12 protein-coding genes are annotated in these 15562 nt (G+C 65.3%); 4 read left to right on the top strand and 8 right to left on the bottom strand.

Features of this window, described 5'->3' with window-relative positions; translation table 11 throughout:
- Positions 1-38: 38 nt before the first annotated feature.
- Positions 39-947 carry a CAF17-like 4Fe-4S cluster assembly/insertion protein YgfZ gene (gene ygfZ / locus ACYZGB_RS02480; protein WP_462386629.1) on the top strand — a complete coding sequence of 303 codons (909 nt, stop codon included), beginning with the start codon at positions 39-41 and terminating at the stop codon, positions 945-947.
- A 64-nt stretch (positions 948-1011) separates the two neighbouring features.
- On the opposite strand, the gene ACYZGB_RS02475 is transcribed toward ygfZ, so the two are convergent.
- From ACYZGB_RS02475 to ACYZGB_RS02465, 3 genes are all read right to left on the bottom strand, one after another.
- Positions 1012-1869 (bottom strand): YbgC/FadM family acyl-CoA thioesterase, encoded by an 858-nt coding sequence (locus ACYZGB_RS02475; RefSeq protein ID WP_462386628.1) that lies wholly within the window; start codon positions 1867-1869, stop codon positions 1012-1014.
- An 8-nt stretch (positions 1870-1877) separates the two neighbouring features.
- The gene (locus ACYZGB_RS02470; RefSeq protein ID WP_462386627.1) at positions 1878-2840 is read right to left on the bottom strand and encodes an alpha/beta hydrolase; all 963 of its coding nucleotides are present in this window, start codon (positions 2838-2840) and stop codon (positions 1878-1880) included.
- Between the two features lie 62 nt (positions 2841-2902).
- Positions 2903-3772 carry a 2-keto-4-pentenoate hydratase gene (locus ACYZGB_RS02465; RefSeq protein WP_462386626.1) on the bottom strand — a complete coding sequence of 290 codons (870 nt, stop codon included), beginning with the start codon at positions 3770-3772 and terminating at the stop codon, positions 2903-2905.
- Positions 3773-3869: 97 nt separating this feature from the next.
- Between ACYZGB_RS02465 and ACYZGB_RS02460 the strand changes: the two genes are divergently transcribed.
- Both ACYZGB_RS02460 and ACYZGB_RS02455 read left to right on the top strand, forming a co-directional pair.
- Positions 3870-5006 carry an iron-containing alcohol dehydrogenase gene (locus tag ACYZGB_RS02460; protein WP_462386625.1) on the top strand — a complete coding sequence of 379 codons (1137 nt, stop codon included), beginning with the start codon at positions 3870-3872 and terminating at the stop codon, positions 5004-5006.
- Between the two features lie 217 nt (positions 5007-5223).
- Positions 5224-8085 (top strand): bifunctional diguanylate cyclase/phosphodiesterase, encoded by a 2862-nt coding sequence (locus ACYZGB_RS02455; protein WP_462386624.1) that lies wholly within the window; start codon positions 5224-5226, stop codon positions 8083-8085.
- A 124-nt stretch (positions 8086-8209) separates the two neighbouring features.
- On the opposite strand, the gene ACYZGB_RS02450 is transcribed toward ACYZGB_RS02455, so the two are convergent.
- The 3 genes from ACYZGB_RS02450 to ACYZGB_RS02440 all read right to left on the bottom strand — a co-directional run bounded on the left by ACYZGB_RS02450 (position 8210) and on the right by ACYZGB_RS02440 (position 12754).
- Positions 8210-9421 carry a patatin-like phospholipase family protein gene (locus tag ACYZGB_RS02450; RefSeq protein WP_462386623.1) on the bottom strand — a complete coding sequence of 404 codons (1212 nt, stop codon included), beginning with the start codon at positions 9419-9421 and terminating at the stop codon, positions 8210-8212.
- A 62-nt stretch (positions 9422-9483) separates the two neighbouring features.
- A complete protein-coding gene (locus ACYZGB_RS02445; RefSeq protein ID WP_462386622.1) occupies positions 9484-10311 on the bottom strand; it encodes an HDOD domain-containing protein in 828 nt (275 codons plus the stop codon).
- Positions 10312-10384: 73 nt separating this feature from the next.
- The gene (locus ACYZGB_RS02440) at positions 10385-12754 is read right to left on the bottom strand and encodes a Tex family protein (RefSeq protein ID WP_462386621.1); all 2370 of its coding nucleotides are present in this window, start codon (positions 12752-12754) and stop codon (positions 10385-10387) included.
- A 289-nt stretch (positions 12755-13043) separates the two neighbouring features.
- Between ACYZGB_RS02440 and ACYZGB_RS02435 the strand changes: the two genes are divergently transcribed.
- Positions 13044-13337 carry a DUF4148 domain-containing protein gene (locus ACYZGB_RS02435; protein ID WP_137747165.1) on the top strand — a complete coding sequence of 98 codons (294 nt, stop codon included), beginning with the start codon at positions 13044-13046 and terminating at the stop codon, positions 13335-13337.
- A gap of 543 nt (positions 13338-13880) precedes the next feature.
- Here the strand turns inward: ACYZGB_RS02435 and ACYZGB_RS02430 are convergent.
- Together ACYZGB_RS02430 and ACYZGB_RS02425 are read right to left on the bottom strand one after the other, a co-directional pair.
- A complete protein-coding gene (locus ACYZGB_RS02430) occupies positions 13881-14168 on the bottom strand; it encodes a hypothetical protein (protein ID WP_462386620.1) in 288 nt (95 codons plus the stop codon).
- Positions 14169-14178: 10 nt separating this feature from the next.
- Positions 14179-15054 (bottom strand): RHS repeat domain-containing protein, encoded by an 876-nt coding sequence (locus ACYZGB_RS02425; protein ID WP_462386619.1) that lies wholly within the window; start codon positions 15052-15054, stop codon positions 14179-14181.
- Positions 15055-15562: the final 508 nt, after the last annotated feature.

The following is a 15562-nucleotide window of genomic DNA, read 5'->3' as shown; positions in this document are numbered from 1 at the left end:
CCGTCTGTATGTATGAAACAGGGCATCATAATTCAGCGATGACCTACCCCTTGAATGGCATTGCCCCCCTGTCCCACCTCGGCGTGATTCGCGTGGAAGGCGAAGACGCCGCCAAGTTTCTGCACGGCCAGCTCACCCAGGATTTCGCCCTGCTCGGCATGGACCAGGCCCGCCTCGCAGCCTTCCTATCGGCCAAGGGCCGGATGCAGGCCAGCTTCATCGGCTTCAAGCGCAGCGCCACCGAGGTGCTGCTGGTCTGCAGCCGCGACCTGCTGCCGCCCACGCTCAAGCGCCTGTCGATGTTTGTGCTGCGCGCCAAGGCAAAGCTCACCGACGCCTCCAACGACTTTGCCCTGTACGGCCTGGCCGGAGATGCCGTGCCCGGCGGCAGCCAGCCCGCCTGGACCAAGGCCGACACAGGCAGCGCATCGGTGGTCCACCTGTATCCGGCCGACGGGCAGCCCCGCGCACTGTGGGTGGCCCCGGCGTCAGACCCTGCCCCTGCAGGCCCCGTGCTGGACGAGGCCCTGTGGCGCTGGAGCGAAGTAAAAAGCGGCGTGGCCACGCTGACCACGCCCGTGGTTGAGGCCTTTGTGCCCCAGATGCTCAACTACGAATCCGTGGGCGGCGTGAACTTCAAGAAGGGCTGCTACCCCGGCCAGGAGGTGGTGGCGCGCAGCCAGTTCCGGGGCACGCTCAAGCGCCGGGCCTACATCGCCCACGCGGCGGCCGAGGTGGCCGTGGGTTCCGAGGTGTTCAACACAGCGGACCTGGAGCAACCCTGCGGCACGGTGGTGCAGGTGGCTGCCGCGCCGGGTGGTGGCTTCGAAACCATCGTGTCGCTGCAGATCAGTGCAACGCAAGAAGGCAGCCTGCAGGTGGGCGCAGCAGGCGGCGTGGCGCTGACGCTGCAGCCCCTGCCCTACCCTTTGCTCGAAGATATTTGAACAAAAATGGGCTTTTGCGCGCGTCCATCATGCGCAGATAGCTCACTTTTTAATAGCAAATCAGTTATAGCTGCCGGGCCATTGCGATGTGCGCGATGCCCGCCTCTTCGTAGCGCTCGCCCACCACGGCGAATCCTGCGCGGCGGTAGAAGCCCTCGGCGCTGCTCTGGGCATGCAGCTGCACCTCGGTGTCACCCCGGGCCTGCGCAGCGTCCACCAGCGCATCCAGCAACTGCCGCCCCCATTGCGCGCCGCGCACCGAGCGGTCCACCGCCATGCGGCCGATGCGGCCCACGCACGGTGAAGGCTGCAGCAGGCGGCCTGCGGCGATGGGCATGCCCAGCCGGTTGTAAAGCACCGCATGGAGGGCCGAGATGTCCTGCAGGTCGGCCTCGATCTCGGCGGGAATGCCCTGCTCGCGCACAAACACCGCCGTGCGCACGCGGCCTGCATCGCGGCCCAGGGTGTTCCAGTCGCCGGTGCGCACTTCGGCCATCTCGGCGCCTGCCTCAAAGCCTTCAAAGATCGCGCGCAGCGCAGGTGGCACGGGGCGGGAGGTCTGCGTGGCCGGGTCGGCAAACACATAGACCAGCTCGGCCGAGATCAACAACCGGTCGCCACTGAAGATGCCTGCCGTGAACAGGCACGACGAGTTGCCGATGCGCGTGGACTGCATGCCCACGTCCAGCGTGTCATCGAGCCGCGCCGAGGCGTGGTACTCCACGGTGGCCTTTTTCACATACAACTCGCCGCCCAGGGCCAGCAGGCTCGCCTCATACGGCAATGCCAGCGCGCGCCAGTAGTCGGACATCGCCGTGTCGATGTACATAAGGTAGTGCGCGTTGAACACGATCTTTTGCATGTCCACCTCGGCCCAGCGCACGCGCAGGCGGTGAAAAAAGCGGAAGTCACTGCGTTGCATGGATTGATTTACTCCAGGTGAAAAGCCAGCCGCAGCGCGCGGGCCGCGTCGGCATGGGCCTTGCGCGCCTCAGGGATGGCGCGGCCCATCTTGATGAATTCGTGGGTCACGCCCCGGTAGATGTCCAGGTCCACCGGCACGCCTGCCAGGCGCAGCTTGTCGGCGTAGGCTATGCCTTCGTCCACCAGCGGGTCACACTCTGCCAGACCGATCCAGGCGGGGGCCACACCATCGACATCCGGGGCATGCAGCGGGGCAAAGCGCCAGTCTTCGCGCTCGGCGCGGCTTTGCACGTAGTTGCCGAAGAACCAGCTGATGGCAGGCTCTTCCAGCACCAAGCCGCGCGCGAAGGTAGTGTGCGAAGGCGTGTCCTGGTGCGCTGCACAGCCGGGGTAGATCAGCAGTTGCAGCGCCAGCGGCAGGCCCGCATCCCGCGCCAGGATGGCGTTGACGGCGGCCAGCGTACCGCCTGCACTATCGCCGCCCACGGCCAGCCGCTGGGGGTCGGCCCCCAGGCGCTCAGCGTTGGCAGCCAGCCACTGCAGCGCATCCCACGCATCGTTGCTGGCCGTGGGAAAGCGGTGCTCCGGCGCCAGCCGGTAGTCCAGCGACACGACCATGCAACCTGCAAGGCGTGCCAGTTCGCGGCACAGGATGTCGTGCGTGGCAACGCTGCCGATGGTGAAGCCGCCGCCATGCGTGTACAGCAGCATGGGCAGGCCCGCGTCGGTGCTGGGCGCATACAGCCGTCCGGGCAGCATGGCGCCATCGCGGGTGGGGATCTGCAGGTCCTCCACCCGCGCCAGCGCGGCCTTAGGCACCTCCAGCACATCCGCGCCCGCCTGGTAGGCCACGCGGGCATCCTGGGGCGTGCGCGTGTGCAGCGGCGGGTGCCCCGCGCGGGCCATGCGTTCGAGCACGCTGCGCATCTGGGGGGTCAGGCGGGTGTGGTGGATGTGCAGGTCGGTCAACGGTTGGGGTCTCGGCAAAAAAAGAAAGCGGCCCGCACGGCGGCGGGCCGCTCATCGGTGGCTTACTTGAAGGTCACGCGCACCGGTGCGGCGCCGGGCAGGCCATCGTAGGTGGCCGTCACCGACAAACCGGCCTTGGGTGGCAGCAGGGGCGAGAATGAGCCCAGGCTGATCAGATCGCCCGGCTGCATGGCCAGGCCTTCTTGCGCCAACGCGCCCGCCAGCCAAACCACGGCATTGAGCGGATGCTCCAGGATGTCGCTGCCCTTGCCGCCACCCAGGCGCGCACCCGTGCTATCGGTCAACGACACGTTCATGTCGGCCAAGGCCTTGAGCATGGCAAAACGTTCGCCCCGGTACACAGGCACGGCAATCGGCGCACCGGCCACGCCCAGGCGCGCGCCCACGTTGATGGCTGTCACGCCCGCGCCGTTGAGCTTGGGTGGGGCCTGCACCATCAGGTCGGGCAGCTCAATGAACGGAATGACCTGGTCCACGGCGTCCAACACGTCCATGGGGGTCTTGGCCTGGTTGATGGCCGCGCTTTTCACGCGCACCAGCATGTCGGCTTCATACAGCGGGCGGGCACCAAAGGCGGGGTCCACCGTGGCACCGCTGGCCAGCACCATGCCCTCGTAGAGCTTGCCCCACACGGGCTTGTCGGTGTTGAAGCGCTTTTGCACGGCGGGGTTGGTCAGGCCCGCCTTGTAGCCGATCACCTTGCCCATGCGCTGGGCCAGCAACTGGTTGACCTTGCCCCGCGTGCAGGCGCCATCGGCGTCCGTCAGGTTCTCAGGGTTGGCGGCCGGGGCCTTGGCCATATAGCTGGCCACCAGCTCGGCGGACTGCGCATCGGTCAGGCACTGTGCCTGGGCCGTTGTCACAGATGCGACGGCCACCAGGGCTGCCATCAGGGTTTGCTTCGTTTTCACGCGTGTCTCCTCCTTATAAAGTGGGCTCAGAACCCGTATCCAGGGCTGGCGGGCTATCGTAATCGCTGGCACTCCCATTCACACATCCTGTTGCACCATGGCTTTCATCTACTACGTCACCCAGATCCAGTTTGAATTCGGCGCTGTCCAACTGCTGAAGCAGGAATGCGAGCGCGTGGGCATCACCCGCCCTCTGATCGTGACGGACCCCGGCGTGAAGGCCGCCGGTGTGCTGCAAAAGGCGCTCGATGCGCTGCCCGGCATGACGGTGGCGGTGTTTGACCAGACCCCGTCCAACCCCACCGAAGCCGCTGTGCGCGCTGCCGTCGAGATGTACAAGGCCCAGGGCTGCGACGGCCTGATTGCCGTGGGTGGCGGCTCCGCCATCGACTGCGCCAAAGGCATCGCAATTGCCGCGACACACGAAGGACCACTGACCCACTACGCCACCATCGAAGGCGGCTCGCCGCGCATCACCGACCGCGCAGCGCCCCTGATCGCCGTGCCCACCACCAGCGGCACGGGCAGCGAGGTGGCGCGGGGCGCGATCATCATCGTAGATGACCACCGCAAGCTGGGCTTTCACTCGTGGAACCTGGTGCCCAAGACGGCCATCTGCGACCCCGAACTCACCCTCGGCCTGCCCCCCATGCTCACAGCTGCGACGGGCATGGACGCGATTGCGCACTGCATGGAGACCTTCATGTCCGCCGCGTTCAACCCCCCCGCCGACGGCATTGCACTTGACGGCCTCACGCGTGGCTGGGCGAACATCGAGCAGGCCACCAAAAACGGCAGCGACCGCGACGCGCGCCTGCACATGATGAGCGCCAGCATGCAGGGCGCCATGGCGTTCCAGAAGGGCCTGGGCGCCGTGCATTCACTCAGCCACAGCCTGGGTGGCGTGAACCCGCGCCTGCACCACGGCACGCTCAATGCCATTTTTTTGCCCGCCGTGGTGCGCTTCAATGCACAGGCCGAATCGGTGCAAAAGGAAAAACGCCTGGAACGCATGGCCCATGCCATGAGCCTCGCCAGCGCAGGTGACATCCCCGAAGCCATCCGCGACATGAACGCACGCTTGGGCCTGCCCACGGGCCTGGCCGCCATGGGGGTGACCGAGGCGATGTTCGACTACATCATCCAGGGTGCCATGGCCGACCATTGCCACAAGACCAACCCGCGCATTGCAACGCCCGGGGAGTACCGGGACATGCTGGCGCAGTCGCTCTGACCACATCCCCCTCAGCCCGCCACGGGTCTTCAGACCCACGCGCGGGCCCCGCCACAGGTGGCACGGGGTTGAAAATTACAAAATGTCACAAACTCGCCACACTCCCCCACCGGGCTTCGATCAAAAGGCAGCCCGCGCAGCACCAGCGGCTAGACTCCCTCCGGTGCACCATTAATTAACGATTCATTACCTGGGATGTGGGAGAGGGCCACCGCCGATGACGCGCACTGCAAATCTCAGCACCTGGGTTCTGCGGGGCACCTACCCCCGGCTCTACGTCCCTATCGTGCTGCTCATCCTGCTGGTCAGTGGCGTGCGCTACCACTACCTGCTGCAGGCCGAGACCGGCGAGGTCCACCGCCATGCTGCGGCCGAGCTGCGCCGCGCCAGTGACTACCTCTTGCCGCGCCTGGCGACCACACCCACCCCGGATACCGACGCGATTGCAGGCATCCTGCGCGATGGCATCACCCACCTGGGCCCCGGCGTGCAGGCGCTCCGGTGGGAGCCCTCAGAGTCGGCGCAGCAGCTCGCGTCGCCTGCCACCGAGGTGCATGCCCCCGCACACACCGCCCCGGCGGCCCCTGCCTGGTTTGCCCGCTGGCTGAACATCCCCCCGCCCCTGCAACAGTCCGCCCAGCGCCTGGTCGACGGCACCCCGGGCCGCCTGACCATCGCGCTGCACACCCAGCCGCTGGTGGACCGCGTCTGGGACACGGTGATCGTTCAGGCCCGCATCTCGGCGCTCAACATCTTCACCATCCTGTTTCTGCTCACCCTGCTGCTGCGCGCCAATGCACGCATGCTGCGGCGGCTGGCGCAGGCCACAGACGCCTTCCGCCAGGGCCACCTGGGCACCCGCATGGAAGTGACCGGCACCCTCGAATCCCGGGCCATGGCCGAGGCATTCAACGACATGGCGGGCAAGGTCCAGTCGCTGGTGCTGTCGCTGCACGAAACCCAGCGCCAGCAAAGCGAGCAGCTGCATTTCACGCGGCAGCTGATCGACGCCCTGCCCCTGCCCGTGTTCGTGCGCGATGCCGACGGCGCCTATGTGGACACCAACCGCGCCTGGCAGCGGCTCTTCCAGGCCCCGGTGGACCCGACTGGCGCACACCACGCATCCACCCTGCCCGAGGCCCTGGCTCCCGAACACTCTGCCCAGGTCGCCAACGCGCAGGACAACGTGGTCGCCATCCACCCCCTCCACGCAGCCCACCAGCCGCCGCTGTATATGGCGTACTACGAAGCGCCCTTCACCAGCACCAGCGGCGCCTTGGCCGGCACCATCGGCACCCTGGTGGACGTGACCGAACGCAAGCGCGCGCAAGAAGCCCTGCATGCCGAAAAGGAACGCGCCGAAGTCACGCTCGCCTCCATTGGCGACGGCGTCATCACCACCGACCTGGCAGGGCGCATCGACACCATCAACGAGGCCGCGCAGCTCATGACCGGCTTCACGGCCCAGCAGGCCGTGGGCCGGCAGCTGGACGATGTGTTCCGCCTGTATGAAGAGTCCGCCAGCCGCAACGCCAGCACGGCCGCCGAGCGCGACAGCCAGCCCGGCGCGCTGCAGCAAGCCACGCACGAGGTGCTGATCCACCGCTCGGGCGAACGCTACGCCATCGAATGCACCGCCTCGCCCATCCGCCAGCACAACGGCCAGGCCGTGGGGTGCGTGCTGGTGTTCCGCGATGTGACCGAAACCCGCAACCTGCGCCACCAGATCTCCTGGCATGCCCGGCACGACCCGCTGACCGGGCTCTACAACCGCACCGCCCTGGCCGAGCGCCTCACCCACGCCCTGTTCGTGGCCCGCAACAAACGCCTGCTGCTGGCCGTGTGCATGCTGGACCTGGACCATTTCCAGGCCGTGAACGATGCGTTCGGCAACCGCGTGGGCGACCGCCTGCTCAAGGAAACCGCCCGGCGCCTGGGGGCCTTCATCACCCCCAGCGACGCCGTGGCCCGCATGGGCGGCGACGAATTTGTGCTGCTGCTGGGCGAGCAGCCCGACATCCCGGCCATCGAAGCCCGCCTGGCCGTGCTGATGCAGCAACTGGCCGCGCCCTATGCCATCGACAACCGCGAGGTGAACACCACCGTGAGCATTGGTGTGGCCGTGTTCCCACACGACAACGCCAACCCCGACACCCTGCTGCGCCACGCCGACCAGGCCATGTGCCAGGCCAAGAGCTTTGGCCGCAACCAGCTGCATGTGTTCGACGTGCAGCAAGACCACGCCGTGCAGACCCAGCACACCCGCCAGACCCGCGTGGCCCAGGCCCTGCACGCGGGCGAGCTGGTGCTGCACTACCAGCCCAAGGTCAAACTGCGCACCGGCGAGATCATCGGGCTGGAGGCCCTGCTGCGCTGGCAGCACCCCACGGAAGGACTGCTGGGCCCGCAACACCTGCAGCCCCTGGTGGAAGACACCGACCTGCAGGTCGAGCTGGGCGAATGGGTGCTGCGCCAGGCCCTGGCCCAGATGCGGCAGTGGACCGACGCGGGCATGCTGTGGGAGGTCAGCGTCAACATCGCCGCAGCCCACTTCCACCGGCCCAACTTCGTGCCGCGCCTCAAGGACATCCTGCACACCTGCCCCGAGGTGTCCCCCACCCGGCTGGAGCTGGAGATCCTCGAATCCGCAGCGCTCGAAGACATGCAGTACATGCGCAACATGATGCAAAGCTGCCAGGCCCTGGGCGTGCGGTTTGCGCTGGACGACTTCGGCACCGGCTACTCGTCGCTGTCTTACCTGAAACGTCTGCCCGCCGAGACGATCAAGATCGACCAGTCGTTCGTGCGTGGCATTCTGGAGGATGGCGACGACCTCACCCTGGTCCAGGCCATCGTGGCCCTGGCCGCCGCCTTCCACCGCCATGTGGTGGCCGAAGGCGTGGAGACCGCCGAGCATGCGGCCCGGCTGCTGGAGCTGGGCTGCGAGCGGGCACAGGGCTACGGCATCGCGCGGCCCATGCCCGCCCACGAGGTGCTGGGCTGGGCACGCGACCATGCGGCCCGCCACGCCGCCCGGGCGGTGCAGGACGCGGCCGCGCGGCGTCCTGCGTCGGCTTGATCGGCATAAGGGCCAGGGCGACGAACAGGCAACTTCCCTCGCAACGCAGTGGATGCGTGAGAACAGGCCAAGGCGGCGGAGCGTTCAGACCGCCCCCCCCCCGTTCAGACCACGTTCACCCCGCCTACAGCGGATGCACAGCCCCCATGTCGGGCCGCTGCAACCACTCGGCCCATTCATCCGCCAGCTGCTGGCTGGCGCTGGTGGCGCCCAGCCAGGCCTGGGCACGGGCGCGGCTGTCCGTGCCGTAGTGGGTGAAGTCCTTGCGGTCGGGCAGCTTGGCGTTGGGCAACGCGCGCACCCAGTCGGGGTCGGGCGACAGCACCACCATGTTGTCCAGCGCGGGGGTGGCCCGGTGGCGCCACTTCAGGCCCTTGTCCAGCCAGCCCGGCACCACCCGGTGCTGAAAGTGCGGATACAGCACGATGCCCGCAGAACCCGGGCGCGCACCTGCTGGAATGGCCTGCACGCCCTCTTTTTTCAAGGTTTTTAGGCCGTCTGCGCCCGTCCCTATTGCCTTTTTAGCTATCAAATTAGAAGAATCCGAGCCCACCCGGTCATAGGCCAGATGCAGGTGGTAGTCGGTGATTCCGCCATCCCAGTACGCCCCGGGCGGCGCCCCCGGAATGTTGTGCACGGCTTGCAGCACAAAAGGGATGGAGCAGCTCGCCTGCAGTGCGGCCATGAAATTGGCCACACTGAGCCGCACCTGCCGCGTGCGGTAGTCCGACGTGCCAAACGGCAGGGCCGCACAGACCGCCCCCGGCACCGAGGTATCGGGCGACGAGAACACCACCCGCTCCAGCCAGGCCCCCATGGCCTTGCGATGGACGGTATTGGTCAGGAAGGCGCCCAGATAGCCCAGCGGCGTTGCCACGCCATGCTCGCGCCCCAGCAGGTGCCGCCCCCGCGATGTGATGATGTGCAGGCGATAGCGCGGGTGGCTCAGCACCTCCTCCACCCGCCCGCCATAGAACGCATCCAGGTTGCGCCCAAACCGCTCGCTCACATGGGCTGCCGTGGGGCGCTTCTTGCCAGGGGGTAGTTCATAGTCCTGGTGGATGTAGTCATGCTCCAGCCGCTCAAACGCCGCCACCGATTGCTGCAAACAGGCCGTGGCCATGCGCCACGCGCCAATCGATGCGCCCACCAGATGCACGGGCTGGTCCGATTGCGGCAGCCACTCTCCAAAAATGAACCGGTCCAGCGGCCCCAGGATCAGCCCCTTGGGGCCCCCAGCCGCCGCAGGGATCACGCCCACATCGCCTGGCTGCAGGCCGTTGCGTTCAAGGTGTTGCCGGGCGCGGGGGCCGGCGTGGATGCGCAGTGCTTTCATGGCGGCGATTGTCGCAAAGCAGCACGTTGCGGGCTGTAGCCAAGCAGCGCAGGCCCGGGGGCCTACACCACAAAATCCGCTACTTCCGGCCGGGCCGTCCAGTCGATGGGGTCCTGCTGCAACACCATGTCGATGTCCAGGCCCAAGGTCAGGCCCACTTCGCCAGGGAAGGACACGGCGAGCTCTTTCTCGGTCAGCTCGGCCTCGCGGGCGCGGGCGCGCCAGGCGGCCAGGTGGATCACGCCCGCGAGGGGCTCGTAGGCCTTGTTGTCGAACGGTGCACTCTGGTACTGCAGGGCGTCGATCACCACCTCGGGCAGTTGCCAGCGACGCGCGCAGCCGGCGGTGACATGGCCGTAGCTGTAGCCAAAGATGCGCTGCTCGATCTTGTCGCGGCGCATGTCGAACGGCGCCACCAGCGTGTTGACCGACTGGGCTTTCTCCGGGTCGGCAAGGTGGATCACCAGCTCGCCCAGCGCATGCAGCAGGCCCGCCGTATAGGCAGCTATCTGGTTCTGGTGGACGATACCGGCCAGCGAGCGGGCCAGTTTGGCGGTGTTGAGGCTATAGCGCCAGAACTGCTGCATGTTCACCCCCGGCACCGACCGCGAGGTGGTGCCCAGCGGGGCCGACGACACCAGCGTGCGCAACTGGGCAATGCCCAGCAGCGCCAGCGCTTCGGGGATGCCCGCGATCTGGCGCGGCAACTGGAAGGTGGGGGAGTTGGCCAGCTCCAGCAGGCGCGCGGCCAGGGCCGGGTCGGTACCAAACAGCTGGTTCAAGCGCCGCAGGCTGGGTTCGCTCTGGGCCAGTTCGCTCATCAGCAGCGCCACGGCGCGCGGCAGGCTGGGCAATGCCACAGGTTGGGCCAGCAGTGCGTTCAACTCCATGGGACAGGGCACCGGTTGTGATGGGGGTGCTGGCGATTATGGCCCCCGGCAGGCCCCATCCGCCAGCCCGCAGTTACCGGCCCTTGGCCTGTTGCAACTTCGCAAACGCCGAGGCCATGGCCGACGGCTGGGCCGCCTCGTTGGCGCGGCGCGGCGGCTGCGCGTAGCCGCGGCCAGCGCCTTCGAAACGGTTGTCGCGCGGGCCCCGGTCGCGGTCGCCCTGCTGGCGCGGTGCGGCGTCCAGCTTCATCGACAGACCGATGCGCTTGCGCTCCACATCCACCTCCATGACCTTGACCTTGACGATGTCACCCGTCTTGACCACTTCGCGCGCGTCATTCACGAACTTGTGCGCCAGCTGGCTCACATGCACCAGGCCGTCCTGGTGCACGCCCAGGTCGATGAAGGCGCCAAACTGGGCCACGTTGCTCACCGTGCCCTCCAGCACCATGCCTTCCTTCAGGTCCTTGATGTCTTCCACGCCGTCGTTGAAGCGCGCCACCTTGAAGTCGGGGCGCGGGTCGCGGCCAGGCTTTTCCAGCTCGGCCAGGATGTCCTTGACGGTAATCACACCAAACTTCTCGTTGGCAAACAGCTCGGGCTTCAGGGTCTTGAGCATGTCGGCCCGGCCCATGATCTCCACCACCGGCTTGCCCGTCTTTTCCATGATCTGCTCGACCACGGGGTAGGTTTCGGGGTGCACGCCCGTCATGTCCAGCGGGTTCTCACCACCGCGAATGCGCAAGAAGCCCGCGCTCTGCTCAAACGTCTTGGCGCCCAGGCCCGCCACGTCCATCAACTGCTTGCGGCTCTTGAACGCGCCATTGGCCTCGCGCCAACGCACCACCGCCTTGGCCACGCTGCCCGACAGGCCCGACACGCGGGAAAGCAGCGGCACGCTGGCCGTGTTCAGGTCCACGCCCACCGAGTTCACGCAGTCCTCCACCACCGTGCCCAGCGTGCGCGCCAGCTCGCTCTGGTTCACGTCGTGCTGGTACTGGCCCACGCCAATGCTCTTGGGGTCGATCTTCACCAGTTCGGCCAGCGGGTCCTGCAGGCGGCGTGCAATGGACGCCGCACCGCGCAGGCTCACGTCCACGTCGGGCATCTCTTGCGACGCGTATTCGCTGGCGGAATAGACCGAGGCACCCGCCTCGCTCACCACCACCTTCTCGATGGCGCGCTCGGCCTTGGCGGCCATCTTGATCAAATCCGCCGCCAGCTTGTCCGTCTCGCGGCTGGCCGTGCCGTTGCCAATCGCAATCAGGTTCACACCGTGCTTTTCCACCAGCTTGGCCAGCGTGAACAGCGAGCCATCCCAGTCGCGCTTGGGCTCGTGCGGGTACACCGTGGCCGTCTCCACCAGCTTGCCCGTGGCGTCCACCACCGCCACCTTCACGCCGGTGCGGATGCCGGGGTCCAGGCCCATCACCACGCGCGGGCCCGCAGGCGCAGCCAGCAGCAGGTCGCGCAGGTTGTCGGCAAACACTTTGATCGCGACCTTCTCGGCCTCGTCGCGAAGGCGGGCGAACAGGTCGCGCTCGGTGGAGAGGCTCAGCTTCACACGCCAGGTCCAGGCCACGCACTTGCGGATCAGGTCGTCGGCCTTGCGGCCTGCATGGCTCCAGCCCAGGTGCAGGGCGATCTTGCCTTCGGCCAGGCTGGGCTTGCCCGGCTCGGGCTCCACCGGCAATACCAGCTTGGCTTCGAGAATCTCCAGCCCTCGGCCCCGAAACACCGCCAGCGCGCGGTGCGAAGGCACACGGCCAATGGGCTCGTCGTAGTCAAAGTAATCGCGGAACTTGGAAACCTCGGGGTCATTCTCGTTCTTGCTCTCCACCTTCTTGCTGCGCAGCAATCCCTCGGCCCAGAGCCACTCGCGCAGGTTCTGCACCAGGGTCGGGTCTTCGGCCCAGCGCTCGCTCAGGATGTCGCGCACACCGTCCAGCACGGCGGGCACGGTCGAGAAATCGGCGCCCGGCTTGCCGTCATCCAGCACTTCAGGCGGTTTCGTGAACGCTGCGGCTTCCACCGCAGGGTCCAGCGTAGGGTCGGCAAACAGCTTGTCGGCCAGCGACTCGATGCCGAACTCGCGCGCAATCTGGCCCTTGGTGCGGCGCTTTTGCTTGAAAGGCAGGTAGATGTCTTCCAGCTCCTGCTTGGTGGGCGCGGCAGCGATGGCGGCACGCAGTGCGTCGGTCAGCTTGCCTTGCTCGTCAATGGCCTTGAGCACGGCCACGCGGCGGTCTTCCAGCTCGCGCAGGTACGACAGACGCGCCTCCAGCTCGCGCAGCTGGATGTCGTCCAGCCCGCCCGTCACCTCCTTGCGGTAGCGCGCGATGAAGGGCACCGTGGCCCCTCCATCCAGCAACTCCACCGCTGCGCGCACCTGGGATTCACTGACTTTGATTTCTGCGGCCAACTGCCGAACGATCTGCTGCATGGGGGAAAACTCTCTCAGACGCGGTCTAACGATAGGAACAAAAGGCGAAGCGCGGGAGTTTGCCACAGGCGGTTTGGCCACTCCCCGGCCCTCCACGGCCGGATCGTCGATTGTTTTCAATACTGGAACAGTTAGTTTGCGACTGGGTGGTTTTTCCGTGAACACCATCGGCGTACAGTTCAACCCATCGATGAGCCGAACCCGCAAGGCGACTCACCGAACCCGGTTCAGGAATGGTTTTTGACCCGGCTTTTTTGAGACGCTTTTTTAACTTTCAAGGATTTTCATCATGAACAAGACCGCCCGTTTCCTCTCTGTCGCCGCTGTTGCTGCTTTCGCCTCGTTTGGCGCCCACGCTGACGAAGCCGATGGCTCGCAATTTGCCCTGAAGTTCGACACGAACCGCACCCGTGCTGAAGTGCAAGCCGAAGCCGTAGTGGAAGCCAAGACCCACAGCATGGAACCCGCAGGCTCGCGCGTGGTGACCTACAAGTCCAACGCCGACCGCGCCGCCGTGCGCGCCCAGGCTGCCGAAGCCGTGCGTACCGGCCAGATCCCCCACGGCGAATTCAGCGCCATGTAATCGGCTGATCGATTGACACAGTTGCGGGACTTCCCATGGTGGCGGCATTTCGCGCGGTGCGGGTGCTGCTGCCATGGGAGGTGTTTTGAAGACACCCGCACTGGACAAGCAAACAGGGCTCCCATTGGGAGCCCTTTTTGTTGGTGCTTGAATGCCTCAAAAACTCTTGAACCTGCCCCCGTTGATTTCTGGCGCTCTGCATGCGGCCTACGCTGTCGTAGCGGTAGCTGGTAAGGCCGTCGCCCAGCAGGTCGCCTGCGCTGTTGTATTGGTAGGTGACGCTGGTGCTGGCGCTGTTGCCTGCCGCGCTGGTGGTTTGCTCAAAGCCCAGCAGGCGGGCTGGCCTTGCTGGGTTTAGAGCCAAATTGGGCGTCACCGCCTGATGGGTATGTGCTGGCAGCTATCAATTTAGGAGTTTTTGACAGCTGCAAGCCAGCACTTGTGGCGTGGCGTGACCCCGGTGGGACCATTGACCCCGGTGGGACCTTTGTCGCGCTGACTGGCGCCATGGCAGGTGGGAGACGGAGGTTTTTAGAGGTTCCCTTATCGAATCATCCGGAGAATCAGGAACACAAATAGCGTAACTACGCCTGCCCAAATTACGCTGTTCAGCAGCATAAGTGGCACGAGCGCATCCGCAGCTTCAATCCACTGCGACAGATACACCGCTGGGAACGCAAGGACCTCAGCAATCCATCGCCAAGTGGGGGTAGCCTGCGTCTCCCGGATTACTGATGACTTCGTGAACGCAATAAATGCCATCACCAAATACATCGTCGCCGCAGCAATGAAGGTTCCCACAAGTGCGAGATTCATCGAAGATTTTTGCATTGCCATTCCTCTACCGCCAAAAAGGTCCGCTTGCGAATGGAGATCCGTATCTGTATTTTTTTCGAAGCTCTTGATATATGCGCTCCGAGAAATCTCTACAGTTATTTCCGAGTAAGAAATATCGACCCTCACGTCCCAGCAATGATCGGAAAAATGCTTCGATCTCGGAGTCCTGCGCCGCACTAGACGATTGGAAGTAATTTGCTACAAGCGACCCAGCTGCAGAATTATCTTCGTACACCTCACCTTTGCAGTTCATTAGGCATTCATCCTCTGCCACTCCAAAGCTGATACATAGTCGCCCGCCGGAGTATTTACCTACACACACGCTACGATGAAATGGGTGTCCTCCTTCGCCTTCTACCGACCCTTCCACCCAAAAATCAAGGCCTTTTGGATCAACACGACTAAGCGGATTCCCGTCTACATACCCAAACCGATTCCACCCTCCATCCAGCCCAATAGGATCCCCCTGCGTATACCGCCCCGTACCCGGCGCATACGTCCGGAAGTAGTTGTAGTGCAGCTTGGTCTCTTTGTCGAAGTACTGCCCCGGATACCGCAGGTTGAACGTGACTTCCGGGATGCTGGTGGCGCCCGTGGTCGGTGTGGTGCTCTCGCTGGTGAACCGCTTGGCCCCGATGGTGGGCTGTTCGTCTCCGAACGCACTGTACGCCCATTGCCAGGCCACCTGGCCGTCGGGCTGGGTGAGTTTTCTGGGCGTGTTCAGGTGGTCGCTGTGCACTGCATAGGTTTGGCCTTTGATCACTGCCGCTATCGGCATGGGGCCGCTGGCGGTGGATAAATAGATGTATTGGGCGGTGCCTGTGCTGTTGCTGCCGCCCGAGCCGTATTCGCCCAGCAGGCTGCCGTCTTCTGCGTACACATAGGTCCAGCCCAGTTTCTCTGCATCGCTGGTGGCGGGGCTCCAGAGTTTGCTGAAGAAGAAGTTGAGCAGTCGCTGGATAAGGCCGGGCTGTTCGCCCTGGGGGGCCTTGTCTCCGTCATCGCCGTCATCGGCCAGCAGGTTGTTCAGGTTCTTGGTGCTGGGGGGCCTGCGGCGCAGTTGCCGCTGGCAGCGACGGGCCGCTCAAAGCCCAGCAGGCGGTTGGCCTTGCTGGGTTTGGAGCCCAATTGGGCGTTTCCGCCGGATGGGTATGCGCTGGCAGCTATCAATTTAGTAGTTTGAGACAACTACAAGCAGGCATGCGTGGGGCGGGTTTCACTTCAGTTTGAATTCTGCATTCTGTGATTTAGGCAAAAGGCAAGACCTGAAGAATCATCTAGCCCGAGTTGTCGATCCCCGTTCACGGGCCTACCGTTTGGTTTCCAGATCAAGCGGGCAAGCCCCCGAAGGAGACCGACATGACACTGTACGCAGCCATTGACCTGCA

It is taken from the genome of Acidovorax sp. Q11 (genome assembly GCF_054950075.1).
The sequence above is the reverse complement of the archived record's forward strand: the minus strand, read 5'-3'. Positions and strand labels throughout refer to the sequence as shown.

Bases quoted from the DNA above. Each gene is read 5' to 3' on its own strand.
- ACYZGB_RS02445 (WP_462386622.1), bottom strand. From the start codon at position 10,311: ATGGAGTTGAACGCACTGCTGGCCCAACCTGTGGCATTGCCCAGCCTG.
- ACYZGB_RS02430 (WP_462386620.1), bottom strand. From the start codon at position 14,168: ATGCAAAAATCTTCGATGAATCTCGCACTTGTGGGAACCTTCATTGCT.
- ACYZGB_RS02440 (WP_462386621.1), bottom strand. From the start codon at position 12,754: ATGCAGCAGATCGTTCGGCAGTTGGCCGCAGAAATCAAAGTCAGTGAA.
- ACYZGB_RS02475 (WP_462386628.1), bottom strand. From the start codon at position 1,869: ATGCAACGCAGTGACTTCCGCTTTTTTCACCGCCTGCGCGTGCGCTGG.
- ACYZGB_RS02450 (WP_462386623.1), bottom strand. From the start codon at position 9,421: ATGAAAGCACTGCGCATCCACGCCGGCCCCCGCGCCCGGCAACACCTT.
- ACYZGB_RS02435 (WP_137747165.1), top strand. From the start codon at position 13,044: ATGAACAAGACCGCCCGTTTCCTCTCTGTCGCCGCTGTTGCTGCTTTC.
- ACYZGB_RS02455 (WP_462386624.1), top strand. From the start codon at position 5,224: ATGACGCGCACTGCAAATCTCAGCACCTGGGTTCTGCGGGGCACCTAC.
- ygfZ (WP_462386629.1), top strand. From the start codon at position 39: ATGACCTACCCCTTGAATGGCATTGCCCCCCTGTCCCACCTCGGCGTG.
- ACYZGB_RS02460 (WP_462386625.1), top strand. From the start codon at position 3,870: ATGGCTTTCATCTACTACGTCACCCAGATCCAGTTTGAATTCGGCGCT.